The sequence below is a fragment of the Salegentibacter echinorum genome, from assembly GCF_900129445.1.
Lineage (GTDB): Bacteria > Bacteroidota > Bacteroidia > Flavobacteriales > Flavobacteriaceae > Salegentibacter > Salegentibacter echinorum.
The window spans coordinates 532,854-559,026 of sequence record NZ_FQVT01000002.1; the positions used below are offsets into that span (position 1 = coordinate 532,854).

The window sequence follows — 26,173 nt, forward strand, 5'->3', positions numbered from 1 at the left end:
TTATGGCAAGAAGAGAAGCACCAGAGGTTAATGCCGGTTCTATGGCAGATATTGCTTTCTTGCTACTAATCTTCTTTTTGGTAACAACAACCATTGAGACAGATACCGGGATAAGTAGGAAACTACCCCCGTGGCAGCCAGAAGAGCAAGAGCCTCCTACAATTAAACAGCGAAACATTTTTCAGGTGGTTGTTAACTCAAATAACGACCTACTTGTGGAAGATGAAGAGATGGAAATTGAGGAATTAAGGCAAGCAGCCTTAGAATTTCTCGATAATGGTGCAGGATCAGGTGATGAGGCCTGTGATTTCTGCCAGGGAGCCAAAGATCCAAATTCTTCTGTGAACCCTCAAAAGGCCATTATTTCTTTGGTTAATAACCGGGGAACAGAATATGGAACTTATATAGCTGTGCAAAACGAACTTGTTGCAGCCTATAACGAGTTAAGGGATAGAGAGGCAGAACGTCTATATGGTACCTCGTTTACTAGTATGGAATCGAGATATAACGACGCAAGGACCAGTGAAGGTGACAAAGAGACTTTAAAAGAGCGAATTGAGCTAATTAAGGATATGATTCCTCAAAAACTCTCTGAGGCAGAACCTAAGAGCTAAAAGCTTTTAAACTAAACTAAATTTAAGACTAAATTATGTCTAAATTCAAAAAGAAAAAAAGTGAAGGACAACCGGCGATAAGTACGGCATCGTTACCCGATATTGTATTTATGCTTTTATTCTTCTTTATGGTAGTAACTGTAATGCGGCAAAATACATTAATGGTGAAAAATAAATTGCCATTTGCCAATCAGGTTGAAAAACTGGATAAAAAGGATTTGGTAATGTATATTTATGCCGGTAAGCCCAGTGAACGCTACCAGAAACGTTTTGGTGACGAGGCAAGAATTCAGTTAAATGATAAATTTGCCAGTGTAGAAGAAGTTCAGCAGTTTATATTTTCTGAAAGAGAATCTAAACGAGAAGAATTAATTCCATACTTAACAACTGCACTAAAAGTTGATGAAGAGACAAATATGGGACTGGTTTCCGACATTAAACAGGAACTTAGAAAAGCAGAGGCTTTAAAAATTAATTATACTACCATACAGGGTGACGCTTTACAGAACGTGAAGTAAGAGATTTTTAAACCTGGCTTTTAAAAACATCCTATCAAATTCAAATATTTGGTAGGATGTTTTTTTATATTTGAATTTGGCGTTTTGCAGATACAAAAATAAACTAGCCATAAAATCCGTGGAAAAGGTATGTCGTTTATCACAGCTAAATGGTTTTTTAATCATCTTGTAAGTCTATCGAAATGAAGAAAATTTTCATTCTTTTTTATTTCTTACTGTTGCCAATTACTGAGGTAATGGCACAGGAAGAGCGATTGCAGTCTATCCCAGATACTGTACCCCGGATTATCGATAGCCTTTACCGGGAAGATCAATTTTATCTAGGCCTGTCTTTTAATTTGATCACGAATAAACCAAAGGAGATTTCTCAATCTGGGTTTTCAGGTGGTTTGCAAGCCGGCTTTGTGAGGGATATTCCCCTTAATAAACGAAGGAATATTTCTATCGCTGCGGGATTGGGTTGGGCAATTAATAGTTACAGTCATAATCTTTTTATAGGAGAAGATTCCAATGGAGAAAGCATTTTTAGAGACTTAAATGATGATATTGAGTATGACTATAATAGGTTTAGCACGCAGCTCATAGAAGCCCCAATTGAGTTTAGATGGCGCACTTCTACCGCCGAAACTTATAAGTTTTGGCGTATTTACACTGGATTAAGACTTGGGTATATTTATTATTTTAAATCAAGTTTTTCCCAACCGGGCAATCAGGTGACACAAACCGATGTGCCCGAGTTAGATCGTTTTAGATTGGGAGCTACTTTTACTTTTGGTTACAATACGTTTAACTTTCATGTGTACTACAGTCTTAATTCGCTTTTCCCAGATGCAAGATTAAATGGGGAAGCCGTAGATGTATCTATGCTTCGCCTGGGATTGATGTTTTATATTCTTTAGAAGATTGGCTTAAAGTTAAAGCCAGGTTGGTAGGTACAAATAAATAAACTGAGGTAAAACACCTATTAAAAGACCCACGAACAATTCTCTAAAACTATGAGCTTTATAATAAATCCTGGAGGAAGCTGTAAAACCAAGACCCAGGATAAAAAAGCAAATCGTATAAACGATGTTTATTTGAAAACCAAGGCTTAAGATTATAAGGAAGCTAATTAAGCCTCCCAGGCCCATCATATGTAAACTTGCTTTAAACTTAAACAGGACTAGTATAAATGCTAATAATGTGGAAATAAGAATGCCTACATAGAAGTAATAAAGCGCCGCATAGTCATAGACGTTAATGATTTGGTTAAGGAGCATAATCATTAAAATTCCGAAGAAAAAAAGTGGCCATTTTCGCTCTCCCACATTTTTAAGAAAAACCGATTCCGCTTTTCCCAGGTTTTTCAGTAAAAAATAGAATACAACAGGAATAAAAATACTAAGTATGGCAATGGCCAAGAGCTTTGCCTTTATGATGCCCTCGGGAAAGTAACGTGGGGTAAATATAAAATAGAAGCAACTCCCAGCAATGGGAACCCATAGGGGATGAAAAATAAAGGAGGCGCTTTGTAAAAGAAATCTCATTAAATTTCCTTTCTTAAACGCGCTACCGAAATATCTAGCTGCTCGCGATATTTGGCTACCGTGCGCCTGGCGATGGGATAGCCTTTATCTTTTAGGACTTTGGCCAGTTTTTCATCGGTAAGGGGCTTGCGCTTGTCTTCTTCTTCAATAGACATTTCCAGGATTTTTTTAATCTCCCGTGTCGAAACATCTTCGCCCTGGTCATTCTTCATAGATTCAGAAAAGAATTCCTTAATAAGCTTGGTACCGTAAGGAGTGTCAACATATTTACTATTGGCCACCCGCGAAACTGTAGAGACATCCATTTCTATCTCATCGGCGATATCCTTTAAAATCATAGGTCTTAAATTACGCTCGTCGCCTGTAAGGAAATATTCTTTTTGATAGTTCATAATAGAACTCATCGTGAGCATAAGTGTTTGTTGACGCTGTTTAATAGCTTCAATAAACCATTTGGCGGCATCCAGCTTTTGTTTTATAAACATCACCGCATCCTTTTGTTCCCTGGTCTTCTCTTTAGATTCTTTATAGCCTTTTAGCATATCGCTATAATCACGCGAAACGTGCATTTGCGGTGCATTTCTACCGTTAAGACTTAACTCCAAATCACCATCAACAATTTTAATCGTGAAATCTGGGATGACGTGTTCTACCATTCGCGTATTTCCAGAATAGGAACCACCGGGTTTTGGATTTAAATGAGCGATTACATCTATGGCTTCTCTTAGTTCTTCCTCCGAAATATCATGCCTGCTAATAATTTTCGTGTAATGCTTTTTGCTGAACTGATCGAACGAACGTTCCAGGATGTCCTGCGCCATTTCTACCTGTTTTGTGCGTTCTTTACGGTCTAACTGAAGTAGAAGACATTCCTGAAGCGATCTTGCTCCAACCCCCGCAGGATCCAGTTCCTGTACTCTCTGTAAGACCCGTTCTACCGCAGCTTCATCGGTATAAATGTTTTGCGTAAATGCGAGGTCATCTACCACATCCTGCAATTCGCGTCGCAAATACCCGCTTTCATCTACACTTCCTACTAAAAAAGCCGCTATTTGCTCTTCGGTTTCATCAAACCTTAATGTGCTTAATTGGGTTTTTAAATATTGGGTAAAAGAAGTTCCGGCAGCATAAGGAACATTTTTCTCATCGTCATCGGGACTATAATTATTGGCTTGCAGGCGATAATTGGGAATTTCATCATCGCTTAAATATTCATCCACATCAATTTCTGCTTCAATGCTTTCGTTACCTTCCTCTTCCCGCTCGCGATTATCATAGTCTTCTTCATACTCCTCATATTCATCGCGGGTTTCTACCTTACCATCTTCCAAAGCGGGGTTTTCCTCCAATTCCTGCTTTATTCGCTGCTCAAAAGCTTGCGTAGGCAATTGTATTAGCTTCATCAGCTGAATTTGCTGCGGAGAAAGCTTCTGTGATAATTTTAAATTTAATTGCTGTTTAAGCATACGACTCTTTTCTTACTTCAATCTTCGAGATTTGCATATTTGGTCCCAATGCTTACCGGGATGTCTCGAAATCAATTTATTTTATAATCTACTGCAGATTTTCCTGCAAGTTGTTTTTATTCTTAAAACCTTTTTTATTTAAACGAGTGGTTTAATATTTTTATTTCGTCATTAGAAATATACGACTTTTTAATCAAATTGTGCTTACTTAAAAATTAGAGGCTTGCACTTTTCTTTCCCGGTCTCTTTTCTGAATATCGAAATTATTTCCTTCCAAATTTAGGTTTAAAAGCTAAAGGTTTACGCTTACAAAAATAGGAAAAACAAAACTATGCAGCCTTTGGCATAGTAAATGGTTGTGGTAAAATTTTGTTAAGTATTTTCTTCTAAATTGCTTATTGTTCTATACTTCTTCGGAAGTTTTTGCTCTAGCTTTAATCGCTCTTTTGTGATGGGATACTGAAACTCCAGCCCCGTCGCTGTTAAGAAAAGTCCGCGGTTTTTTATTATTTCTGAAGTTTTTCCGTATAATTTATCACCTACTATGGCGTGACCGTATTCTGAAAGATGGATTCTTATTTGATGGGTGCGTCCCGTTTTTGGGAACGCTTTAATTAGGCTAAAATGGGAGCCTTTTATTAAATAATGTGCAATCACTTTAATAGCAGTTTCTGCTTCTTTCTCAGCAATTGGTGTATTTATATGAAAGTCGGTTTCAACTTTTCCAACCACCAGGGCGTGATAGGTTTTCTGAATTTTCCGCTCCTGAAATAATCTATTTAAAGTAACCTGTGCCAATTTACTTTTGGCGATGAGTAGTAAGCCAGAAGTCGGGTTGTCTAAGCGATGCACCGGTAGGGGAGCGGGCAAGGCATCTGCCATCTGTGACTTCTTTAAATTAAAGGGGAGTGCGTTGTGTATGGTTTTAAAATAATTGCCACTAGTGGGAATGCCGGCCGGTTTATGTACAACAGCTAAAACTTCATCTTCAAAAATCACCTCCAGCGGCAAGGAAAATATCTTTTTTACGGTATTTTCAGCTTCCAGAAGTGTGATTTCCTGACCTTCAATTATCCAATCTGATGTTTTTGCGGGTTTCCCGTCTAAAAGGATAATTTCTTTTTTTAAAGCCTTTTTAAGCGAACTTTTGGTAGGGAGCGAAGCAAAAATTGAAACCCCATATTCCTGCAGTCTTATTTGTTTAGTAATAGCGGGAACAATATGGGTTTCTTTAATTTTCAATGACTATATTTTAGTTTTGTCCTAGTTATTTTAAAACAGAATTTATCTTTAATTTTTCTAAGACAATTTATTCTTTTTTGCATTGCCCAAAAAAGAAACAAAAAAGTCTAGGCTTACGAAACTTTATCTAAATTTATCGTTCAATCCCTAAATTTTAGGAACTCGCCAATGACCTTTAGTATAAATTTTAAAAATACGTTTGGCTCAAACAGCCTAAAATTTTACGGAATTTTCACTTCAAATTTTACGATAAATTTTCGATAGGCCGAAGAAATCGTACTACTAATAATCATCCCAATCATTATATAAAGCTGTCGGTATCCAATTATAATAGATCTTTGTAAAGTATTTCCAGACGCTATGGCTATATTTTCAAAAAAAACCTCACAGATACTGTGTTTAAATCTGTGAGGTTTGTGATTTTCTAAAATTCGGCGTGACCGGGGAATCTTGGAAAAGGTATCACGTCTCTAATATTACTCATACCGGTAACGAATTGCACCAACCTTTCAAAGCCTAATCCGAAACCACTATGCACACAGGTCCCAAACTTCCTGGTGTCTAAATACCACCATAACTCTTTTTCATCTATGTTGAGTTCTTTCATTTTGTTTTGTAATACATCTAAACGTTCTTCCCGTTGTGAGCCACCAACTATTTCACCAATACCCGGGAAAAGAATATCCATAGCCCTTACGGTTTTGCCGTCTTCATTAAGTCGCATATAAAATGCTTTAATATCGGCTGGATAATCAAATAATATCACGGGACATTTAAAGTGCTTCTCAACGAGGAAGCGTTCGTGTTCACTTTGTAAATCGGCGCCCCATTCTTCAATGATATAATTAAATTTCTTCTTTTTGTTAGGCTTACAATTTTTTAAGATTTCAATAGCTTCCGTATAGCTTACCCTTTTAAAATTGTTGTCTATCACAAAATGAATTTTTTCCAATAAGCTCATCCCGGTGCGCTGCGCTTTTGGTTTGGCAGCTTCTTCAGTATTAAACCTTTTGTCTAAAAACTCTAAATCATCTTTACAATGTTCTAAAGTATATTTAAGTACATATTTAATAAAGTCTTCAGCAAGGTCCATATTGCCGGCCAGGTCACAAAAAGCAACCTCTGGCTCGATCATCCAAAACTCGGCTAAATGACGTGAGGTGTTGGAATTTTCAGCTCTAAAAGTGGGGCCAAAAGTGTAAACCTGTCCAAGTCCCATGGCATAGGCCTCGGCCTCCAACTGTCCCGAAACTGTGAGATTGGTTTCCTTTCCGAAGAAATCCTGTTTGTAATCTATTTCACCTTCTTCATTCTTAGGCGGTTTATTCATATCTAATGCGCTAACCCTAAACATTTCACCGGCTCCTTCGGCATCACTACCCGTGATAATGGGTGTGTTTACATAGTGAAAATTGTTTTGCTGAAAGTAGCTGTGTACCGCAAAAGAAAGTTTGGAACGCAGCCTCATAATGGCACCAAAAGTATTGGTACGAACACGTAAATGCGCTTGCTCCCTTAATTTTTCCAGGCTGTGACGCTTTGGGGAAAGAATAGTGAGTTTTACTTCCTCGGGATTTGCATCGCCAAGTACTTTAAGCTCTTTTACTTCAATCTCCACCCGCTGTTGCTGGCCCTGGCTTTCTACCAGCACTCCTTTTACGTTAACTGCAGCGCCAACGGTTATTCGTTTTAAAAGCTCCTGATTAAAATTTTCAAAATCTATTACACATTGTAGGTTGTTAATAGTGGAGCCGTCGTTTAAGGCTATAAAACGGTTACTCCGGTAAGAACGAACCCAGCCGTTCACCTCAAATTCCTGTAGAAATTGATTGCTGTTTAAGGCTTCAGCAACTTTTGCTTGTATCATTTATGTAAGATTTTAGAAAAAGCAAAGATAATTTTTCCCACTCAGCCTGCAAAGTAAGGCGGTTTATTTAATTTTCCTTGATATTCGCAAGGCGTAATACCGCCTATACAATTTTATGCTATTTTAAATTCATAAAATCCTTTATAAATCTTAAGGTTTTTGAGATAGAGAGGTTTTCCAGGCTTTATAAAAGAAAAAAAATACACTACTTCTTTTTAGCATTTCTAGTTTCCTCCTTTTCAATTTCGGCTTCGTCCTCTTCGGTATCAATAATACGCATAGCAGGTTCTTTTAAAATCTCCTTATCTGCAATGTTCTTTTCTAACGAAAGTAGAAGCGAGGGCAGCAGCAGGAGGTTGGCCAGCATTGCAAATAGTAAGGTAGCTGAAACAAGGCCGCCCAGGGCAACAGTACCGCCAAAACTACTTATCATAAATACCGAAAAACCAAAGAAGAGCACAATAGAGGTGTAAAACATACTTACCCCCGTTTCTCTAAGCGCACCATAAACCGAGCGTTTTATTTTCCAATTATTCGCTTTTAACTCCTGCCGGTATTTGGCCAGGAAGTGAATAGTATCATCTACAGAAATACCAAAAGCGATACTAAAAACCAGGATGGTAGAAGGTTTTATGGGAACGCCCAAAAAGCCCATCATTCCAGCTGTTACTAATAAGGGAAGCAGGTTAGGTACTAAGGAAACCACAATCATCCTGAAAGACCTAAACATCCAGGCCATAAAAATGGCGATTAATAAAATGGCCAGTGAAAGTGATAAAACTAAGTTCTTTACCAGGTAATTGGTACCTTTTTGAAATAACAGGGCTTTTCCCGTCATAGAAATTTCATAGCGCTCTTCTGGGAAAATCTTATGGACTTCCTTCCAAACATCTTCTTCCAGCTCTTCCATTTTATCGGTGCCAATGTCTTTCATAAAGGTGGTGATGCGGGCATATCTTCCCGTGCTGTCCACATAGGCGGTTAATAAATTTTCTTGTGAAGAGAAACCTTTGGTGTAGGGCATAATAAAGTTTTGCTCCTGGGAACTAGGTAGTTGATAATATTTAGGCTCTCCATTATAAAAGGCCTGTTTTGAGTATTTTACCAGACGGGTGAGCGATACCGGTTGGGAAAATTCTGGAAATTCGGCGATATGCTCTTCCAATTTCTCCATACGTTTCAAAGTAGCCGAATTTAAAACGCCATTTTTCCGTTTGGTATCTACCAGGATTTCTAAAGGCATCACCCCATCAAACTCCTGTTCAAAAAACTTTATATCCTTAAAGAACTGAGCTTCCTGCGGCATATCTTCTAGCAGGCTCCCAGATATTTTAATCGTATAAATCCCAATAATACTCGCGACCAATAAAACCAGGGCAGTAATATAAATACTAATGCGGCGGTGTTTTACCATTTTTTCCATCCAGCCTACAAAAGCGCCAATCCATCTCTTGTTTAAATGTTTTAAATGCTTTTGCTTCGGCAATTTCATGTAGCTGTAGATAATGGGGATTATCAACAGGCTTAACACAAAAATGGCCACGATATTTATTGATGCCACAATACCAAATTCCTTTAATAAAGTACTATCGGTGAGGATAAAGGTGGCAAAACCAGAAGCAGTTGTGATATTGGTCATTAATGTCGCATTCCCTACTTTGGTAATTACCCGTTGCAGGGATTTTGCCTGGTTTCCATGTTTTTTGATTTCTTGCTGGTATTTATTGATAAGGAAAATGCAGTTGGGAATACCAATAACAATAATTAAGGGAGGGATGAGCGCCGTGAGAACAGTGATCTCATAATGCAGTAAACCTATGACCCCAAATGCCCACATCACCCCAATGCACACTGTAACCATGGAAATAATAGTCGCTCTAACCGATCTAAAAAAGAAAAAGAAAATTAGCGAGGTCACTCCTAGCGCAGCCAGGATAAAAATGCCTATTTCATCAATGATATTCTGGGAATTTAAGGTGCGTATATAGGGCATTCCCGAAACTTTTAAATCGATACCCGATTCTTTTTCAAAATTATCGAGCAAAGGTTGTAACTCCTCGAGGACAAAAACTTTTCGTTCTTTAGAATTTACGATCTCTTTATTTAGGTAGATTGCAGATTGCAAGGTGTTGGAATGCGAGCTATATACCAAATTCTCATAAAAGGGCATCTCATTATAAAGTTGTTCCTGATATTCCTGAAGCTGGGTTTCCGTTGGATTTTCTTCAGGAATAAACGGTACCATTTCAAACCGACTGGGGTTTTCAAATTTCTTTAATTGCTGAAGGTTGCTAATAGAAATAGTGTAATCTACCTCTGGGTAAGCTTCCAGTTTTTGGGTGAGTTGTTTCCAGGCTAAAAAATTCTTAGGTTTAAATAAGGTGGAATCATTAACACCAAGTAAAATCACATTCCCCTCATCGCCAAACTTGTCTAAAAATTGATTATAATCAACATTTGCCTGGTGATCATCTGGCAAAAGGTTTGCTTCGGTGAAAGAGAAACGCATATTTTTCCATTGCGTTGCCAAAAAAAGCGTAGCTGCAACAATGAGTAAAATAATGAGGATCCTGTTGCGCAAAATTAAACGCGCTACAGAGTTCCAAAATCCGAAACTAAAAAGCTTTGCCATGGGAATGAATTAATTGAGATAAGCGAGTGCAAAGGTAAAAAAAGGAGGGTTATTTCATACCACTATTATCCGGTTAAAGAAACAAGATTGCATCGTTACACAAAATGAAGGAGTTTAAATGCGTCATTTTAAATTCTACTGTGATGAGCTTTAGAATTGCCCGGGTAGCATTAGCTTATAGGTCAAGATGAAAAGTGAATTTAAACGCAAAATTATCATCAAAATCGGGTAAGCTGTAAGGACCATATCTATAGGCAGCCCCAAGGCCAAAGCCCAGAAGGATTTTTTGTAATTCTACACCTGCTTCATGATAGCCTTTTTTTAGGCTTTTAAAGGGAATGCTGTGTCGCTGGGGGTTTGCAATATCCCCAATGGCGTGCCTGGTGATTAGAACGAGTTCGGGTTGAACAAGAGGATGTAGGTTAAAAGCTCTAAACTGATGTTTAATATGTAACATTAATTGTTTGTCACTAAAAAATTCATTGTAAAACATGGTTTCAAAACTACGCCTTCCGGCTACCGAGTAACGTCTTAAAATCCCTTTGCGCCTGGGGCTGTTAGGCAAGGCGTGATATAGATGCGTTAAAGGAACTTCCCCAATGGCATAATTCCCTTCCAGGATAAATTCGGTGCGGGATTGATTAATTCTTTTAATTTCATGTTCTACCATTAATCCAAACTTGGTATAATTGAAATCGCCATCAAAAATCCCGGAAATTCCTTTGCTAATTTGGCCTGTAAATTTTGGATACCCTTTTTCTATCATCTCAATGGAACCCGGTGTCTCCATATATTTCGCAAAGGGTCGCCAATTAAAAGAAAGCGTTGCTTCTGCTAAAGTATAATTGGAATACTCCCGGTCATTCAATAGAAATTGGTAGTCTTTTATTTGAGAAATCCGGTCGTGGGAAAGCCGTAGCTCGGTTTTTAGGTTTGTTGCAAACCGGTGCGTAATACCTGCACTTAAAGCCCGCCTATTGTAAAAAAAGTTGATATTTACAAAGCGTGGTTCAATGATGGAAAACTCGTTTTCACCGGTGAGGTATTCATAACTGCCCGTTTCTACAATATCACGGGTGTAATTTAATTTTAGATCGGTTTCGGTTTTTTGATCTAGATGAATGGCTGTACCTATATTATATTTAAAAACCTCATCTTTAGTTCCATACACCAAATAGCCGTTTAAACTAAACTTTTTAGAAACCTTCTCATTCGTTTTACCGCCGAACCCTAATCTTATGCCTTCATAATTGTTGAATTTAAAAAATTTTCCCAGCTTAAAATCCCAAAAGCCTACCGGATAGTAACCGGTGGATATTGAATTTTTAAAGGCTATTTTTTCTTCTATATCTTTTTCAGAAATAACTCTTTTAGCGCGCTCCCGGGTGAGTTTATTTTTTATACTTAATGGTTCCGTTCGGTTGTTGTTCCAAAATTTTTCATCTCTATTTAACGCGGCCGGACTAACAAAAATTTTTGCTGAAGTTTGAATCTCATTTTTATTGTGAAGATTTATTTCAAAATTAGTGCTTGTAGAAGTTAGATAGATTTTAGGATTAATTTTCCCTGGTGAAATCACCATATTTAAAAGAGATTTCTTTTTTTGTACGGTACCTGTTGAAATAACTCCCCCAAATACCGAAATTGCTTTTTCCCGGTTTCCGGGACGAATGGTAGTCGTTTGTTTTTTGGGAAACCATAAGTCTTCCGAAGCAAAATATTTGTACTCCTGATCTATCTCTAGTTTTACAGCGCCCAATAACTGTGCTTTGGCCCGTTGTATTGCATAACTTGTGGTGTCTAAATAAAGAACCCCCTCTAAGCCTGCTACAACTTTTTCCCTCTTTGGCTTAAAATAGATCACATAAGCGGGATGGTTACCGGCGGTGGTATCTAAAATTTTAAAGCTGTAATTTTTAAAGGCCGTTTTATCTAAAGGTCCCGCATAATCGGTCTCAAAGATTTCGTAATCTTCTGCGTATAACGAAAAAGGATTTACGGTTAAAGACACCGTTTTGTAAACCGGTTTTTTAAATCCGGCGGTATGCAGGCCTTCCACTTTCTCTTTTAAGCCTTTTTTTTCTGAAAAATAAAATTGGGAATGCTTTTCTGAAAAATAGGTGGCGCCAGAATTAATTACGGTTTTTATACCTAAATTAGTACTGTCACTTTCCAGACTTAAGATCTCAGCTCCATTTTCTACAATAAATTTAGTATAATTTTTAAAACTGAAATGCTTCAATTTTTGTTTGGGATCGTTTTGCGGTTTCCGTTTTATAGCTTCGGCAATGATTTCTTTCGCTTTTCTTTTACGGGAAGAGATGACCACCGGGTCTAAATTTTCAATAGCGGGTCTAAGTTTTACTTCTAAATAACTTAGTCCTTTAGTTATTTGAATTTTTCTAGGGATATAGCCTACGTAAGATATATTTAGACTGTCCTGTTTTTCTTTCAGCTCAATGGAAAAACTACCATCTATGCGCGATAAACTTTGCTGTCCACCAAATTTAATTTTAGCATAAGCCAGCGGTTCACCAGATTTTTCGTCAAGGATTTTTCCATTTATTTGTTGTTGCGAATGGCAAACAAAAAATGAAAGAAGAAGAGACAAAAGAAGTAAACTTCGCTGCATAGGCTATTATTAGAAATTTTAAAGTATAAAATGGTTAAAATAAAAATTGCCGGGAATTTCCCGGCAATTAAAATACTATAAAGAAATCAACTATAATTAAATTGTCATAATTTCTTTTTCTTTATTATCAAGAATTTCATCGATTCGTTTAATATAAGCATCGGTCAATTCCTGCACATCTTTTTCTGCGTCTCTTTGTAAATCTTCAGAAACATCTAGCTTTTTTAGTTCATTATTGGCCGCTTTTCTATCATTTCTTACGCCTATTTTGGCATCTTCGCCTTCGGCTTTGGCTTGTTTAGAAAGTTGTTTACGGCGTTCCTCGGTAAGCGGTGGCACGTTTATAATTACATTTTCACCGTTGTTCATAGGATTAAAGCCCAAATTGGCCTGCATAATTCCTTTTTCAATCTCGGGAATTAATTTCTTTTCAAAAGGTTGTACCGACAAGGTCCTGGCATCTGGCGTATTGATATTGGCTACCTGTGGCAGAGGAGTTTGGGAACCATAATACTCTACCAGAACCCCGTTTAACATACTGGGGTTTGCCTTCCCGGCGCGAATATTTTGCAATTGTTTTTTAAGGTGGGTAATTGCATTTTCCATACCTTCTTTAGCAGTGTCTATAATAAAATCAATTTCGTCTTCCATGGTTTAAATTATTAATTGCTCGTGATAAATCTTTATAAATTAACTTCTGTCCCTATTTTTTCACCGGTTACGACCTTTAGAAGATTTCCGGGGGTATTCATATCAAATACAACAATAGGTAATTTATTTTCCTGGCTTAAGGTAAAAGCGGTGGTGTCCATTACTTTAAGGCCTTTTTTAAGTACATCATCAAAAGTAATGGAATCGAACTTGGTGGCCTCCTTGTTTGTTTCGGGATCGGCATTGTAAATCCCATCTACGCGGGTGCCTTTTAGAATAACATCGGCATGAACTTCAATAGCTCGCAATACCGCCGCCGAATCTGTGGTAAAATAGGGGTTTCCTGTACCTCCTCCAAATATAACCACGCGACCTTTCTCTAAATGACGAATAGCTTTTCGTCTAATAAAAGGCTCGGCTACTTCGTTAATTTTCACAGCCGATTGCAGGCGGGTTTGCACCTGGGCATCTTCTAAAGCACTTTGCAACGCAAGCCCGTTTATAACCGTTGCCAGCATTCCCATATGGTCGCCCTGAACGCGGTCCATACCTTTACTTGCACCGGCAACGCCCCTAAAGATGTTTCCGCCACCAATAACCACGGCTACCTCAATTCCTTTTTCGGTAACCTCTTTAATTTCGGCAGCATACTCTGCCAGGCGCTCGGGATCTATGCCATATTGACGTTTGCCCATTAGCGCTTCCCCAGATAATTTTAAAAGTATTCTTTTGTACTGCATAACCTTCTTTGTAGTGATTAGTGCAAATATAAGTAATGCGCCTGTCTTGACTTTTTCTTTTGCAGCTAATTTTTTCTTTTATCACTTAATTCTTATCCTTTTAAGTAAAAAAAATAATCATTGATTAAATCTTATTGATTCCTTTTTGCGATTCCTGAATGATTTTTTCTGAATATTTATCATTGATGTCCGATAAAAATATAACTAATTAGCATGTTCTTTTTTATAGCAAAGCCCAAAAGCGATTTCATAATTATCCACCTTGCTATTAAAAATCTTTACGAAAAAGAGTTAATTGAAGAATATCACTTATGAAAAAAGCAGGATTTCAGTTAGTTAGAGTTTAGTCTTTTCTCTTTTTTCTTGCAGCGAAGCGATCTTGTTTCTTTACCGGACAATAGTGAATATTTATACATTCTCAAGATCTGGAAAATATTATCGTTTTCTTGTTTCCCGGTTCACCCTTGAAAATATATACAAGATTAGCCTTAAAGTTATACTACGATTTTAAGAAAGGGAATCGGCATTTTGCCTTGTTAGTGCTTTCCTGAAACTTCCAAAGATAGCTTGCTATTAGGTAGCTTATCTTTCAAATGAGAATGGCCGGGTTTTTGCTATCTTTGCATTTTAAAATAAAGAATAGAAATATGTTAGGATATTATATAATTGCCGGACTCATTTTTATAGTGAGTATGTATGTGAGCAATAAGCTTAAAAGCAAATTTAAAACTTATTCCAAGGTGCATTTGCAAAATGGAATGAGCGGAAAAGAACTTGCTGAAAAGATGTTGCGGGACAACGGCATCCAGGATGTAAAGGTGATTTCTACCCCGGGAATGTTGACAGATCATTACAACCCGTCTAAGAAAACTATTAATTTAAGTGAAGGGGTATACAACCAGCGAAATGCTGCTGCAGCTGCGGTTGCTACGCACGAAACCGGTCACGCGGTACAACACGCCAATGCTTATAGCTGGTTGACTATGCGTAGTAAATTAGTACCCATGGTGAGCATTGCTTCACGTTTTTCACAATGGGTGATTTTTGGCGGATTGATTCTTATGGCCACCACAGCTTTGGGAAGTACTATTTTACTTATTGGTATCATCATGTTTGGCATGGGAACTTTATTTAGTTTTATAACCCTGCCGGTTGAGTATGACGCAAGTAATAGGGCGCTGGCCTGGTTGGAGAATGAAAATATGCTAACCGGAAAGGAACACGAAGCTGCGGAGGACTCCCTAAAATGGGCCGCCCGAACTTATGTAGTTGCGGCGATTGGTTCTTTGGCAACGCTGCTTTATTTTCTTAGTATTTATATGGGGAGGGATTAAGTTTGAAAAAAGAGAAGAGAGAAAAATAGAGACAAGAATCAAGAATCAAGAGAAAAAAAGCCTGGAGAAATCCAGGCTTTTTTAAGTCATTTATGGTTGCAAGTTATTCCACGTGCTTTTTACGAATTTGAGGAATACGCTCATCCAATAATTTGAGCCCGAGGCCATCGGTTCCCATAAGGTCAAAGAGCTCTAATGCCCTACGCATCATTTGTTCTTCTTCCATTTGCTCTTCAATAAACCATTGTAAAAAATGATCTGTAGTGAAATCGCTTACTTTTCGGCATTTACCTACAATATTATGAATGGATTTCGTGATCTCAATTTCCTGGTCTAAAGCAGTTTCAAATATTTCTTCAAGAGAATTAAATTCGTGATTTACACTCCCTACTTCAGGAGAAAAAGCATTACCTCCATTGTCGTTAATATATCTAAAAAGCTTCATCATATGCTCTCTTTCTTCTTCAGCCTGATCGTAGAAAAATTCAGCACTATAAGAAAGTGCATTGTGATCACACCAGGAAGCCATTGCTAAATATGCAGATGAGGAAACAGCTTCTTTTTCAATTTGTTTATTTAATAGATCCATGATATCTACATGGATACTTAATTTCTGTCTAACTAAATCTTTCATTGTACCTTTTTTATAAAAATAGCTAATAGGTAGCTAAAAACCTAAATAAGTCTGAAATTTAGAAGTGTTCTAAAATGTGAGGATTTGTTTTCTAGGTTAAAGCATATCGTCTTTAGAATAACTTCTATTATTCGTTGGTGCTCGATAACAATATAACCAAATAACATATTTTCTTATATAGCAAGGCCTAAGACCCTCCTTTTCTATTTGAAATCTTCACGAAAAAGAGTTCGTTGAAGAATATTAAATATGAAAGATTGAGATTATTATCAGTTGGTTACAATTTAGTCTTTTCTCTTTTTTCTTGCAGTAAAGCGATCTTGTTTCTTTACCGGAATAATGATTAATATTAATCAAATAACTTTAAAAAAGAAGCGAAGGCTGTTTGTAAAGAAAATCATACACTTTCTACAAGCATGGAATTAAGCTCTAGCATAGCAAAAGTGCCTTTAATAAACTCTTTAAGATCTATACTTTCTAACGTATTTAGCAGGAAGAAGTGTTTGCGGTTACAGAGCATGAGTGCTTCTATCCCGTGTTTGTTTTCTCCATTGAAATGCTGCTCTAAATCAATTTCTTTTACCTGTTGTCTAAAAGCCAGCAATTGGCAACAACTAAGCTGAATGGTTTTATGCGGAAACGCTATAAAAAAGCATCTTTTCTTATCGCATTGATAAGAAGTAAAGAATTGGGATTGGTGTAATACTTTCATGCTAAGGCAAAAGTAAATCTTATTTAGAATAAATCCAAAGAATTAAATTTTGATTTGTCTTTTTATCTGTTGATCCAAAGAAACAAAGGTCTCGGTTCTCGATACTCCTTTTATAGCCTGAATGTCTTTATTAAGCACATGCATTAAATGTTCGTTGTCCCTACATAGAATTTTTAAAAAAATAGACCAATTTCCCGTGGTGTAGTGACACTCTATCACTTCTGGTATTTCACTAAGTTGTTTTACAGCCTGGGGGTTACTTATAGCTTTATCTAAATAAATACCCACAAATGCCATGGTTTTATAACCAATCACCCTGGGATTTATCATTAATTTAGAGCCTTCAATTAAACCGGCTTTTTCCAGTTTTCTTAGGCGTTGATGCACAGCTGCACCGGTTATTCCAATATTTTTTGCTATTTCTAATATAGACTTTTTGGCATTCTCCATTAAGAAATTCAAAATAGTCTTATCTATCCCGTCTATAACAACAGATTCATTAACAATTTTCATTCGGTTGGTTTGATTAATTAGAAGGGCTAAAGTAAGAAATTTAACATTGTGGAAGTGTCGAAATTCGACTTATATCAATGTATAAAGAGCAATTTTAAACTTAGTCTGGATATTGTAATGAGGTTAATCTCATTAACATTCCGGGTTGGTTAAAAGCAATAATTGCAATTGTCTTATGAAACGCCTTTCTTTAATATTCTTTTATCGCTCTAAAGGGTTGTAGCCTAAATATTCGGTTTCCGTTTCTTTAAAAACAATATCGTGTTTTTCCAGCTCTTTCAAGATAGGCTCATATACTTCTTTATTTATGGGCAGTTGGACCCCAGGAGTTGTAATCTCTCCTTTTAAGATCTTCAAAGTAGCGATAGCTACCGGAAGTCCTACAGTTTTAGCCATTGCGGTTTCTTTTTGGTCTTTACCAATATGCACCATAGTTGCGTCTATTTGTTTTCTTTCCCCATTGAGCTCATAACCAAACTTATGATACATCACGATCATATCTTTATCATCTGGCTGTAGGCTCCATTTTTCAGTAAGGATTTTTTGTAAGGCTTTAGCTGGAGTAGCATTTTTAATCCCTATTTTTTTCTCTTTATTAAAAATATCCAGATCCAGTAATTTTTGCCACATAAGATCGTCCTGGTCAATCTTTAAATTATGTCTTAGTTTAAGTTCTACCGAATCTGTTGGGGAGTAGGGGAGAAAGGAGTTCACAAAATCCCGATAGCTCATATTTTCAGAATTTTCCATGATAAAACTATCATCGGTAAGTCCTAATTGCACAAACATATTCCAGGCACGACTAAAACCTACCCGTCTAATGGTGCCACGGTAAAGTGTAAGCACATCTTCCAGACCATAAATACTCATATAATCCAGGGAATTACGGTTGGCATAACCTTCAAACGTGCCATATCCCTCAATTTCTAAAAATTCAGTTCTGCGGAATAACCTATGGTAAGGAATAAACTTATATTTTCCTTCCTGAATAAACTCGGCTACCCCGCCCTGGCCGGCCACTACCACATTCCTAGGGTTCCAGGTGAATTTGTAATTCCATAGATTGTTATCGCTTTGGGGCGCTACAAGGCCTCCCGTAAAAGATTCAAAAAGTAATAATTTTCCTCCTTTATCTCTTATGCGGTCTATAACTTGCATAGCACTCATATGATCTATCCCGGGATCTACACCAATCTCATTCATAAAAACGAGTCCTTTTTGTTTTACTTCTTCGTCCAGAGCTTTCATTTCTTTGCTAATATAGGAAGCAGTGACCATATTCTTTTTTAACTTTACACAGGTTTTAGCTACTTCAATATGAAACCTGGCCGGTAACATAGAGATTACAATATCAGCGTTTTGTACAGCGCTTTCTCTACTTTCTGCATTAAAAACATCTAAGTGAACAGGTTTACAATGCTTTCTATTATCACAGGCTTTTTTGGCATTTTCAGGATCAATATCTCCAATTTTTAAAATAAATTGCTCGGTTTTAGCTTTTTGTAAGAGGTAATCAATTAAGACGGCAGTAGATTTTCCTGCACCAATGATTAAAATTTCTTTCATCTGTTTGTGTTTTTAAAACGCTAATGCCTGGTGAGAAATATTTCTTCAGAATAAATTCCAGTATTATAAAAATGGTCAATCCCGGTTATTTTATTTCATCTCAAACCTTAGCGAACTTTAGATAAATGATTTAATTTTGTGTAGTGGATAACGAATGTATAAAATATTTATCTGATAAAAAATACCCGTAATGAATAAGAAGTTTTTAATAACCGGAGCGATTTTCGGACTTTTAGCTGTGATAATTGGTGCTTTTGGTACACATGGTTTAAAACCACTGCTAGATGAAGCTGCCCGCGAATCTTTTGAAACCGGGGTAAAATATCAAACCTATCACGCCTTGCTGTTTTTAATTCTTGGCGGTTCTCAAATAGCATTAAAACATTATAAAAAAGCGATTTATTTATTATTGTTGCTGGGCGTGATATTTTTCTCGGGCTCTATTTACTTATTGGCGACCAATGCTTTAACATCCATAGATTTTAAAGTAATCGCACTTATCACTCCGCTCGGCGGTACCTTGTTAATTATAGCCTGGATTTTGTTACTCGTAAATTTCTTAAAGTTTCAGTCTAAAAAACAGTAGTTCTGAAAACAATGCTAAGCATATAAATGGGTTTCTTTATCGCAGCCCATGAGATTGGAGTTTAAATAAATAGACTTTTAGAAGTCGATATAACCTAATCATGAATCATAATTTTACAACAACAGATAGTTTTTTCTGCGGAAATTTATGATTAAAACTCAAGTTTTAAAACATTCTTCTTATTGCTGAACTTTTTATTTTATTGCCTTAAAAGCCGGAAAATGTTAAGCCTGCATATTCATTGGATTGTACTTAATGCACTGCGAATAAGTCTCCTTGCCGTATTTTCGAGACCGAGAATTAAAATGAATGCATCTACCTCTGCAACTTTCTGGCGAACCTGCAGGATTATGGAGTTTCATTGAAAATTATAAATAAAACAGGTTAGGTTATTGTTGTTTTTTATTGTGACTCTAAATAATTTAGGAAAGTTTAGCAGTTTATCTGTATAAGATTTATAATTTTGTAGCCATAAACAAACCACACAATAATTTATGTCTTTACAAACCCAAATTGCGAAAACGATTTCGTTAGAGGATTACGGGATCAAAAATGCGACAGTTCACTATCAACTATCACCAGAGGAGCTTCATTATGAAACCATTGAACATGGCCTTGGCCAGGAAACAAAATCTGGAGCTTTAGCGATTAATACCGGGGAATTTACTGGAAGGTCTCCCAAAGACAGGTTTATAGTGAAAGATGAGGTAACCCGCGAAAAAGTTTGGTGGGGACCGGTTAATATACCGTTCGAGCCAGGTAAATTTGATAAACTGCATAAAAAAATGCTGGATTATCTTTCCCATAAAGAAATTTATGCTCGTGATGCTTATGCCTGTGCTGAGAAAGATTATCAATTAAATATTAGGGTGATTAATGAGTACCCCTGGTCCAATATGTTTGCTTATAACATGTTTTTACGACCAGGCGATGAAGAGTTAAGAAATTTTAAAGAAGATTGGCTTATTTTAAATGCTCCCGGTTTTAAAGCAAATGCAGAAGAAGACGGGACAAGACAGGAGAATTTCGCCATCCTTAATTTTAGTAAAAAAATTGCCTTAATTGGTGGTACCGGTTACACGGGGGAAATTAAAAAAGGTATTTTTTCGGCTTTAAATTTTATCTTACCGGTATATAAAAACACGCTTCCCATGCATTGTTCTGCAAATGTTGGCGAAGAGGGTGATACCGCAATTTTCTTCGGACTGTCGGGAACGGGGAAGACCACACTTTCGGCAGATCCTAAACGAAAATTAATTGGGGACGACGAGCATGGCTGGGCTTCAGAAAATACTATCTTTAATTTTGAAGGTGGTTGTTATGCGAAAGTCATAAACCTAACCGAAGAAAATGAACCAGATATTTACCGCGCCATAAAGCCCGGTGCGATTTTAGAAAATGTTATTCTGAATGATGAAAAAGAGGTAGATTTTTCTGATACCAGTATTACCCAAAATACCAGGGTGAGTTATCCTATTGATCATATTGATAATATCCAGGAACCTTCTGTGGGTGAAAATCCTAAAAATATCTTCTTTCTTACTGCAGATGCTTTTGGAGTATTGCCTCCCATAAGTAAGCTAACACCCGGGCAGGCCGCATATCATTTTATAAGCGGCTATACCGCCAAAGTAGCCGGCACTGAGGCGGGAATTAATGAACCGCTACCAAGTTTTTCGGCCTGTTTTGGAGCGCCATTTATGCCGCTGCATCCTACGGAATACGCCGAAATGCTAAGTGCAAAAATGAAAGAAGCAGGGGTAAATGTTTGGCTTGTAAATACAGGTTGGACCGGCGGACCTTATGGTACTGGAAGCCGAATGAAATTAAAATACACCCGCGCGATGATTAGTGCTGCTTTAGATGGGGAATTGGATGATGCGAAATTTAATACGCATAACGTGTTTGGCTTGCAAATGCCCGTAGAGTGTCCCAATGTCCCTTCTGAAGTGCTGAACCCAAGATCAACCTGGGAGAATAAAGAAGACTACGATAAAAAAGCAGGAGAATTGGCAGATTCTTTTAAAACCAATTTTGAGAAATTTGAAAATTATGCGAACGATGAAATTATGGCTGGTGGCCCTACTTCATCTTAATCTTGTTGTTAATTAGTTAATTGAAGTCGAAAAACCGGTGTTTCCTAAGCATCGGTTTTTTTAATTCCTAAAGCTTATTTATTTAAAGAAAGAAATATCAGTTGTTTCAATTTTAGTCTTTTCTCTTTATTCTTGCGACAATCTTGTTTCTATTTCCCGTATAAAAAATCCGCTGCTTATGTAAGTCAGCGGATTTTTCGTAAATACAAATAGAAGGTAACTTTAAATAATCTCAGGTTTTAAATGTCGTACTACTATTTAGTGTTATTTTTTATTTGCTTCAGCAATATATTTTTGAAGTGCCAGGGTCATAGATGGAGTATCTGGGGTTGGCGCTTTTATATTTACGGTTAGTCCATGTTTCTTTGCAGCTTTAATGGTGGTGTTTCCAAAGACCGCAATACGGGTATTATTTTGTTCAAAATCTGGGAAGTTTTCAAACAGGGATTTAATCCCGCTAGGACTAAAGAAAACCAAAATATCATAAGTAACGTTCCTTAAATCTGATAAATCGCTAACTACAGTTTTATAAAAAGTGGCCTCTTTCCACTCTACCCCAAGCTTGTTCAATTTCTTTGGGATGTCTGGCTTCAGCATATCAGAAGAAGGCAATAAGAATTTTTCATTCTTATATTTCTTTATAATTGGGGTTAGATCTGCAAAAGTACGCTTGCCTACATAAATTTTGCGCTTACGGTACACTACATACTTTTGTAAGTAATAAGCCACGGCTTCGCTCAAACAAAAGTACTTAAGGCTGTCTGGCACTTTGTAACGAAGTTCTTCAGCGATTCTAAAAAAGTGATCTACAGCATTACGGCTGGTAAGAATGATAGCCGAATAATTGGTTAAATCTACTTTTTGCTGGCGCACTTCTTTAGAAGATACACCTTCTACGTGAATAAAGGGGATGAAATCAATTTTTACTTTCTGTTTTTCCTCAAGCTCAAAGTAGGGAGAGTTCTCTACTTTAGGTTCTGGTTGGGAAACTAAAATTGTTTTCACTTTCATATATCAATACTTTTATTTGATCCTTAGATCTTAAATTGTAATTAGCTTATACAAAATAATATAAGGTGCAATTTCGAGAGCGCAAAGGTACAAAATAAAATAAAACCAATTACCTGAAATTAGGTTTTGATTCTTCCTATAAATTAACAATAAACTAAAAACGTTGGTAAGCACTACCAATCCTAATAAAGTATAAAGTGCTGAAGGTGTTGGGGTATAGGTATATATAAATATTAAGCTGGGAATTAGCAGTATAAGAGCTGTAAAATTGCGATAACTTAACTTTTGATAAAGGTAAGAATCCACTACTTCATCTAAATCAAATACATTTCCCACAATTTTTTCAAGACCAAATTTTAAGAGGATAAAACTACCACAAGCTGTGGCAATTCTTATAAAAATAATCCCTGGCTCTATCTCGGGTTCACTCCAAAATAGGTTAAAGAATAAAAACAGCAGTAAGGAAATCGAAATAATATGGATGCAGAATAAGAGGATGTTAAAGGGGTGGAAAGCTTTGTTTTTCTTTCCTCTAAACATCATAAACTTATTGGAGGTAAGTAAAGATCTAAAATCATTAAACCGGTGCGGGTAGTATGTTCTCACAATTGCCAGTAACAAAAAAGCCCCCATCAAAGTAAGGGTGATCCAGTCTAATGAAATAATATGTCTTTCTACAGCTTCCAGAAGAAAATTTTATGCAAATGTATGATTATTGAATTAAAATCCTGGAGAGGAAAGTGTAAAGGATTTTAGAAGAGCTTTTAACAAGCTGGTAAATACCTTTACATTCCGTGGTATTTCTATAGTTAAAAATCTTTATAAGAAGCTAAAATGTAAAATTTGTAGGTAAAAGAAATAGTTTAAATGAGTTCATTGCATACATTTGTGAAAAAAAGTTTAGGATGACAAAGGGGATAATTGTTATACCCACCTTTAATGAGATTGAGAATATTGAACGCATTATTCGAAATGTGTTCGCTCAAAAGAAAAAATTTCATATTTTGGTGGTTGATGATAATTCTCCCGATGGTACTGCGGCTCGTGTAAGAACTTTACAGGCAGAATTTCCGGAGGGTCTTTTTTTAGAAGAAAGGAAAGGGAAATTAGGTTTGGGAACGGCTTATATTCACGGCTTTAAATGGGCGTTGCAACGGGATTACGAATATGTTTTTGAAATGGATGCCGATTTTTCCCACAATCCTAATGACCTAATAAGATTGTATAACACCTGTAAGCGCAGCGGTGCCCAGGTAGCTATAGGCTCACGTTATGTGACCGGGGTAAATGTAATAAACTGGCCAATGAGCCGGGTTTTACTTTCCTGGTTAGCCTCTAAATATGTGCGATTTATCACAGGTATGCATATTCACGATGCGACCGCCGGGTTTATTTGTTATAAAAAAGAGGTTTTAGAAACCATAGACCTAAATAATATTCAGTTTGTGGGCTATGCTTTTCAAATAGAAATGAAGTTTAAAGCCTTTTTACTGAAGTATAAAATAAAGGAAGTTCCGGTGATTTTTACAGATAGGACCAGGGGAACTTCCAAAATGAGCAGCTCCATAATTTCTGAAGCTATTTTTGGGGTAATAATAATGAAGATTAAAAGTCTTTTTAACCAGATTAAGTTGAAATGAAGAAAATTTTAATCAAGAACGCTAAGATTGTTAACGAAGGCAGTATTAAAGAGGCCGATGTTTTTGTTGAAGACGGTATTATCGTTGAAATTGCCGAAAGTATAAGTGCAAAATCCCCCGATGTTCAAATATTTGATGCTGAAGGAACGTACTTATTGCCAGGGGTAATAGATGATCAGGTGCATTTTAGAGAGCCGGGCTTAACTCATAAAGAGACTATAGAAATGGGTTCTAAAGCTGCTGTTGCAGGAGGAATTACCTCTTTTATAGAAATGCCAAACACCCTGCCGCAAACGACTACTATAGAAAAACTGGAAGAAAAGTTCGATCTTGCTAAGGAGAAATCTTACGCCAATTATTCTTTTATGTTTGGTGGAACTAATGATAATCTTGAGGAAATATTAAAAGTAGATCCTAAATCTACCGCTGCCTTAAAATTGTTTTTAGGCTCTTCTACCGGAAATATGCTGGTTGACGATGAAAAAACCCTGGAGCAAATCTTTTCAAAATCTCCCTTGCTTATTGCCGTACACTGTGAAGATGAAGCCACGGTGCAACAAAACCTGGAAGAGGCTATCGCAAAATATGGGGAAGATATTCCCATAGAAATGCATCCTAAAATAAGAAGTGAAGAAGCTTGTTTTAAATCTTCTTCGAAGGCAGTAGCCCTGGCAAAAAAAACGGGAGCAAGATTGCACGTTTTTCACGTTTCTACCGAAAAGGAACTAAGTCTTTTTAGCAACAAAAAACCGCTTAAAGATAAAAAGATCACTGCCGAGGTTTGTATTCACCATCTATGGTTTAACGATCAAGATTACGAGAAAAAAGGCACTTTTATCAAATGGAACCCGGCGGTAAAAACTAAAAAAGACCAGGAGGCTTTAATGAAAGCTTTAAATAAAGATTTGCTGGATGTGGTAGCCACAGATCACGCGCCACATACCCGGGAAGAAAAGAAAAATAGTTATACGAAAGCGCCAAGTGGTGGGCCCTTGGTACAACACGCCCTCCCGGCCATGCTTCAATTTTATCATCAGGATAAGATATCTTTGGAGAAAATTGTGGAAAAAATGTGCCATAATCCGGCGATATTGTTTCAAATTAAGGATCGCGGATTTATACGGGAAGGTTACAAGGCAGATATGGTGCTGGTAGATTTAAATGCACCCTGGTCTGTGCAGGCAGATAACATTCAGTATAAGTGTGGATGGTCTCCATTTGAAGGCACAACTTTTAAGTCACGAATTACCCATACTTTTGTAAACGGAAACCTGGTCTATAAGAATTTTAAGCATTCCGCCTTTAGTCCGGTTGCCGAGCCTTTGGAGTTCGATAGATAAATTTTATTTTTTATCAGGTCTAATATTTTAGCTAAATATCATGTGGAAAAAGGTTTTTTTAGTACTTCTTGCAGCCGGATTAGCTTCGGGTTGCCAGAATGTACGCAAGGTAGAAAAACCAGATAATCTAATTCCCGAAGATAAAATGGTAGATATTATTGCTGAAATTTCCTTAATGCAGTCGGCGCGTAATTTCAATAAAAAACTCTTTGAAGAGTCTGGCACAAAACCACAGAAGTATATCCTGGAAAAATATAACGTAGATAGCCTGCAAATAAAAAAAAGTAGTGATTATTACGCCGATAATGTAAGTGTTTACGAGCGTATATATGATTCGGTAAAAAGTCGTTTTGAAAAGTTAAAAGTAAAACTCGACTCCGTACATGAGCGAGAGGAGGCCATCAAAGATTCTATCGCTCAAATTGAAATAGATTCCCTGGCTGCTTTAGATTCTTTAAACACAGACAACAAATTAAAAGACATCCCTGCCGATTCTTTAGTTGAAGAAGAAAAGCAACCGGAAAAAGACAGCTTGATAGAACCGGTTTCTAATCAATAGTTTTGCGGTTATCGGTTGTGAGTCATGGCGAGGTCGAAGGACGTGGCGATCTTTTGTTGTTTGTTGTTTCTGAAAACTGCGACTGCCAACTGGTTACGAGTTTCGGGTTCCGGGTTGGGGTGAATTGAGAAGTCGTTTTGAAAGTAGCTGAATTTTGGTTTGTTATTGTCATTGCGAGACCCACTACAAAAAATTTGAAAAACGGCAATATTGACGTAAACTTACGGTACAAATCAAAAGCGGCCATTTGTAACCGTCTTAGCTATAGTGTATTGTTACCTGTTCGCGAGTGTG

The 26,173-nt window shown here is 36.9% G+C and carries 23 protein-coding genes; 9 read left to right on the forward strand and 14 right to left on the reverse strand.

Annotation, left to right across the window (positions count from 1 at the left end; translation table 11 throughout):
* Nucleotides 1-2 precede the first annotated feature (2 nt).
* From BUA71_RS05930 to BUA71_RS05945, 3 genes are all read left to right on the forward strand, one after another.
* Complete coding sequence (locus BUA71_RS05930; protein WP_072877688.1) at nt 3-614, forward strand: ExbD/TolR family protein; 612 nt, start codon at nt 3-5, stop codon at nt 612-614.
* Nucleotides 615-649: 35 nt separating this feature from the next.
* The gene (locus tag BUA71_RS05935) at nt 650-1,132 is read left to right on the forward strand and encodes an ExbD/TolR family protein (protein WP_072877690.1); all 483 of its coding nucleotides are present in this window, start codon (nt 650-652) and stop codon (nt 1,130-1,132) included.
* 182 nt (nt 1,133-1,314) lie between these two features.
* Nucleotides 1,315-2,031: a porin family protein gene (locus tag BUA71_RS05945; RefSeq protein WP_072877694.1), complete on the forward strand. Its 717-nt coding sequence runs from the start codon at nt 1,315-1,317 to the stop codon at nt 2,029-2,031.
* 15 nt (nt 2,032-2,046) lie between these two features.
* On the opposite strand, the gene BUA71_RS05950 is transcribed toward BUA71_RS05945, so the two are convergent.
* From BUA71_RS05950 to pyrH, 8 genes are all read right to left on the reverse strand, one after another.
* Nucleotides 2,047-2,658, reverse strand: coding sequence for a hypothetical protein (locus tag BUA71_RS05950; protein WP_072877696.1), 612 nt, complete (start codon nt 2,656-2,658; stop codon nt 2,047-2,049).
* Nucleotides 2,658-4,124, reverse strand: a complete 1,467-nt coding sequence (rpoN, locus tag BUA71_RS05955) for an RNA polymerase factor sigma-54 (protein ID WP_072877698.1) — start codon at nt 4,122-4,124, stop codon at nt 2,658-2,660. The genes BUA71_RS05950 and rpoN overlap by 1 nt, the downstream gene beginning before the upstream one ends.
* 372 nt (nt 4,125-4,496) lie before the next feature.
* Nucleotides 4,497-5,366 carry an RluA family pseudouridine synthase gene (locus BUA71_RS05960; RefSeq protein WP_072877700.1) on the reverse strand — a complete coding sequence of 290 codons (870 nt, stop codon included), beginning with the start codon at nt 5,364-5,366 and terminating at the stop codon, nt 4,497-4,499.
* A 424-nt stretch (nt 5,367-5,790) separates the two neighbouring features.
* Entirely contained in the window at nt 5,791-7,233 is a 1,443-nt protein-coding gene (gene asnS / locus BUA71_RS05965) for an asparagine--tRNA ligase (RefSeq protein WP_072877702.1), read from the reverse strand.
* Between the two features lie 205 nt (nt 7,234-7,438).
* Nucleotides 7,439-9,865 carry an efflux RND transporter permease subunit gene (locus BUA71_RS05970; protein ID WP_072877704.1) on the reverse strand — a complete coding sequence of 809 codons (2,427 nt, stop codon included), beginning with the start codon at nt 9,863-9,865 and terminating at the stop codon, nt 7,439-7,441.
* 175 nt (nt 9,866-10,040) lie between these two features.
* A complete protein-coding gene (locus tag BUA71_RS05975) occupies nt 10,041-12,497 on the reverse strand; it encodes a DUF5686 family protein (protein ID WP_072877706.1) in 2,457 nt (818 codons plus the stop codon).
* Nucleotides 12,498-12,593: 96 nt separating this feature from the next.
* Entirely contained in the window at nt 12,594-13,148 is a 555-nt protein-coding gene (gene frr, locus BUA71_RS05980) for a ribosome recycling factor (protein WP_072877708.1), read from the reverse strand.
* Nucleotides 13,149-13,180: 32 nt separating this feature from the next.
* Nucleotides 13,181-13,888, reverse strand: coding sequence for a UMP kinase (gene pyrH, locus BUA71_RS05985; protein ID WP_072877710.1), 708 nt, complete (start codon nt 13,886-13,888; stop codon nt 13,181-13,183).
* Nucleotides 13,889-14,535: 647 nt separating this feature from the next.
* On the opposite strand from pyrH, the gene BUA71_RS05990 reads away from it, so the two are divergent.
* Nucleotides 14,536-15,222, forward strand: coding sequence for a zinc metallopeptidase (locus BUA71_RS05990; RefSeq protein WP_072877763.1), 687 nt, complete (start codon nt 14,536-14,538; stop codon nt 15,220-15,222).
* Nucleotides 15,223-15,325: 103 nt separating this feature from the next.
* On the opposite strand, the gene BUA71_RS05995 is transcribed toward BUA71_RS05990, so the two are convergent.
* The 4 genes from BUA71_RS05995 to BUA71_RS06010 all read right to left on the reverse strand — a co-directional run bounded on the left by BUA71_RS05995 (nt 15,326) and on the right by BUA71_RS06010 (nt 18,647).
* Nucleotides 15,326-15,856, reverse strand: a complete 531-nt coding sequence (locus BUA71_RS05995; protein WP_072877712.1) for a ferritin — start codon at nt 15,854-15,856, stop codon at nt 15,326-15,328.
* 397 nt (nt 15,857-16,253) lie between these two features.
* A complete protein-coding gene (locus BUA71_RS06000) occupies nt 16,254-16,568 on the reverse strand; it encodes a hypothetical protein (protein WP_072877714.1) in 315 nt (104 codons plus the stop codon).
* 42 nt (nt 16,569-16,610) lie between these two features.
* The gene (locus BUA71_RS06005; protein WP_072877716.1) at nt 16,611-17,081 is read right to left on the reverse strand and encodes an Lrp/AsnC ligand binding domain-containing protein; all 471 of its coding nucleotides are present in this window, start codon (nt 17,079-17,081) and stop codon (nt 16,611-16,613) included.
* Nucleotides 17,082-17,282: 201 nt separating this feature from the next.
* On the reverse strand, nt 17,283-18,647 hold the full coding sequence (locus tag BUA71_RS06010; RefSeq protein ID WP_072877718.1) for a saccharopine dehydrogenase family protein: 1,365 nt from the start codon (nt 18,645-18,647) through the stop codon (nt 17,283-17,285).
* A 190-nt stretch (nt 18,648-18,837) separates the two neighbouring features.
* Between BUA71_RS06010 and BUA71_RS06015 the strand changes: the two genes are divergently transcribed.
* Nucleotides 18,838-19,233, forward strand: a complete 396-nt coding sequence (locus BUA71_RS06015; RefSeq protein ID WP_072877720.1) for a DUF423 domain-containing protein — start codon at nt 18,838-18,840, stop codon at nt 19,231-19,233.
* A 494-nt stretch (nt 19,234-19,727) separates the two neighbouring features.
* Nucleotides 19,728-21,329, forward strand: coding sequence for a phosphoenolpyruvate carboxykinase (ATP) (gene pckA / locus BUA71_RS06020; RefSeq protein ID WP_072877722.1), 1,602 nt, complete (start codon nt 19,728-19,730; stop codon nt 21,327-21,329).
* A 264-nt stretch (nt 21,330-21,593) separates the two neighbouring features.
* Here the strand turns inward: pckA and BUA71_RS06025 are convergent, their stop codons facing one another.
* Entirely contained in the window at nt 21,594-22,340 is a 747-nt protein-coding gene (locus BUA71_RS06025; RefSeq protein ID WP_072877724.1) for a uroporphyrinogen-III synthase, read from the reverse strand.
* Between the two features lie 30 nt (nt 22,341-22,370).
* Complete coding sequence (locus BUA71_RS06030) at nt 22,371-23,027, reverse strand: DUF4271 domain-containing protein (protein WP_072877726.1); 657 nt, start codon at nt 23,025-23,027, stop codon at nt 22,371-22,373.
* A gap of 218 nt (nt 23,028-23,245) precedes the next feature.
* Between BUA71_RS06030 and BUA71_RS06035 the strand changes: the two genes are divergently transcribed.
* From BUA71_RS06035 to BUA71_RS06045, 3 genes are read left to right on the forward strand one after another with little or no spacing between them, the layout of a single operon-like run.
* Complete coding sequence (locus BUA71_RS06035) at nt 23,246-23,980, forward strand: polyprenol monophosphomannose synthase (RefSeq protein WP_072877728.1); 735 nt, start codon at nt 23,246-23,248, stop codon at nt 23,978-23,980.
* The gene (locus tag BUA71_RS06040) at nt 23,977-25,320 is read left to right on the forward strand and encodes a dihydroorotase (RefSeq protein ID WP_072877730.1); all 1,344 of its coding nucleotides are present in this window, start codon (nt 23,977-23,979) and stop codon (nt 25,318-25,320) included. The genes BUA71_RS06035 and BUA71_RS06040 overlap by 4 nt, the downstream gene beginning before the upstream one ends.
* Before the next feature lie 40 nt (nt 25,321-25,360).
* Nucleotides 25,361-25,879 (forward strand): DUF4296 domain-containing protein, encoded by a 519-nt coding sequence (locus tag BUA71_RS06045; protein WP_072877732.1) that lies wholly within the window; start codon nt 25,361-25,363, stop codon nt 25,877-25,879.
* The last annotated feature ends 294 nt before the right edge of the window (nt 25,880-26,173 follow it).

What these genes read in the sequence shown, in the direction of transcription:
- BUA71_RS05930 (WP_072877688.1), top strand. Translation starts at nt 3, where the DNA reads ATGGCAAGAAGAGAAGCACCAGAGGTTAATGCCGGTTCTATGGCAGAT.
- BUA71_RS05935 (WP_072877690.1), top strand. Translation starts at nt 650, where the DNA reads ATGTCTAAATTCAAAAAGAAAAAAAGTGAAGGACAACCGGCGATAAGT.
- BUA71_RS05945 (WP_072877694.1), top strand. Translation starts at nt 1,315, where the DNA reads ATGAAGAAAATTTTCATTCTTTTTTATTTCTTACTGTTGCCAATTACT.
- BUA71_RS05950 (WP_072877696.1), bottom strand. Translation starts at nt 2,658, where the DNA reads ATGAGATTTCTTTTACAAAGCGCCTCCTTTATTTTTCATCCCCTATGG.
- rpoN (WP_072877698.1), bottom strand. Translation starts at nt 4,124, where the DNA reads ATGCTTAAACAGCAATTAAATTTAAAATTATCACAGAAGCTTTCTCCG.
- asnS (WP_072877702.1), bottom strand. Translation starts at nt 7,233, where the DNA reads ATGATACAAGCAAAAGTTGCTGAAGCCTTAAACAGCAATCAATTTCTA.
- BUA71_RS05970 (WP_072877704.1), bottom strand. Translation starts at nt 9,865, where the DNA reads ATGGCAAAGCTTTTTAGTTTCGGATTTTGGAACTCTGTAGCGCGTTTA.
- BUA71_RS05975 (WP_072877706.1), bottom strand. Translation starts at nt 12,497, where the DNA reads ATGCAGCGAAGTTTACTTCTTTTGTCTCTTCTTCTTTCATTTTTTGTT.
- frr (WP_072877708.1), bottom strand. Translation starts at nt 13,148, where the DNA reads ATGGAAGACGAAATTGATTTTATTATAGACACTGCTAAAGAAGGTATG.
- pyrH (WP_072877710.1), bottom strand. Translation starts at nt 13,888, where the DNA reads ATGCAGTACAAAAGAATACTTTTAAAATTATCTGGGGAAGCGCTAATG.
- BUA71_RS05990 (WP_072877763.1), top strand. Translation starts at nt 14,536, where the DNA reads ATGTTAGGATATTATATAATTGCCGGACTCATTTTTATAGTGAGTATG.
- BUA71_RS05995 (WP_072877712.1), bottom strand. Translation starts at nt 15,856, where the DNA reads ATGAAAGATTTAGTTAGACAGAAATTAAGTATCCATGTAGATATCATG.
- BUA71_RS06000 (WP_072877714.1), bottom strand. Translation starts at nt 16,568, where the DNA reads ATGAAAGTATTACACCAATCCCAATTCTTTACTTCTTATCAATGCGAT.
- BUA71_RS06005 (WP_072877716.1), bottom strand. Translation starts at nt 17,081, where the DNA reads ATGAAAATTGTTAATGAATCTGTTGTTATAGACGGGATAGATAAGACT.
- BUA71_RS06010 (WP_072877718.1), bottom strand. Translation starts at nt 18,647, where the DNA reads ATGAAAGAAATTTTAATCATTGGTGCAGGAAAATCTACTGCCGTCTTA.
- BUA71_RS06015 (WP_072877720.1), top strand. Translation starts at nt 18,838, where the DNA reads ATGAATAAGAAGTTTTTAATAACCGGAGCGATTTTCGGACTTTTAGCT.
- pckA (WP_072877722.1), top strand. Translation starts at nt 19,728, where the DNA reads ATGTCTTTACAAACCCAAATTGCGAAAACGATTTCGTTAGAGGATTAC.
- BUA71_RS06025 (WP_072877724.1), bottom strand. Translation starts at nt 22,340, where the DNA reads ATGAAAGTGAAAACAATTTTAGTTTCCCAACCAGAACCTAAAGTAGAG.
- BUA71_RS06035 (WP_072877728.1), top strand. Translation starts at nt 23,246, where the DNA reads ATGACAAAGGGGATAATTGTTATACCCACCTTTAATGAGATTGAGAAT.
- BUA71_RS06040 (WP_072877730.1), top strand. Translation starts at nt 23,977, where the DNA reads ATGAAGAAAATTTTAATCAAGAACGCTAAGATTGTTAACGAAGGCAGT.
- BUA71_RS06045 (WP_072877732.1), top strand. Translation starts at nt 25,361, where the DNA reads ATGTGGAAAAAGGTTTTTTTAGTACTTCTTGCAGCCGGATTAGCTTCG.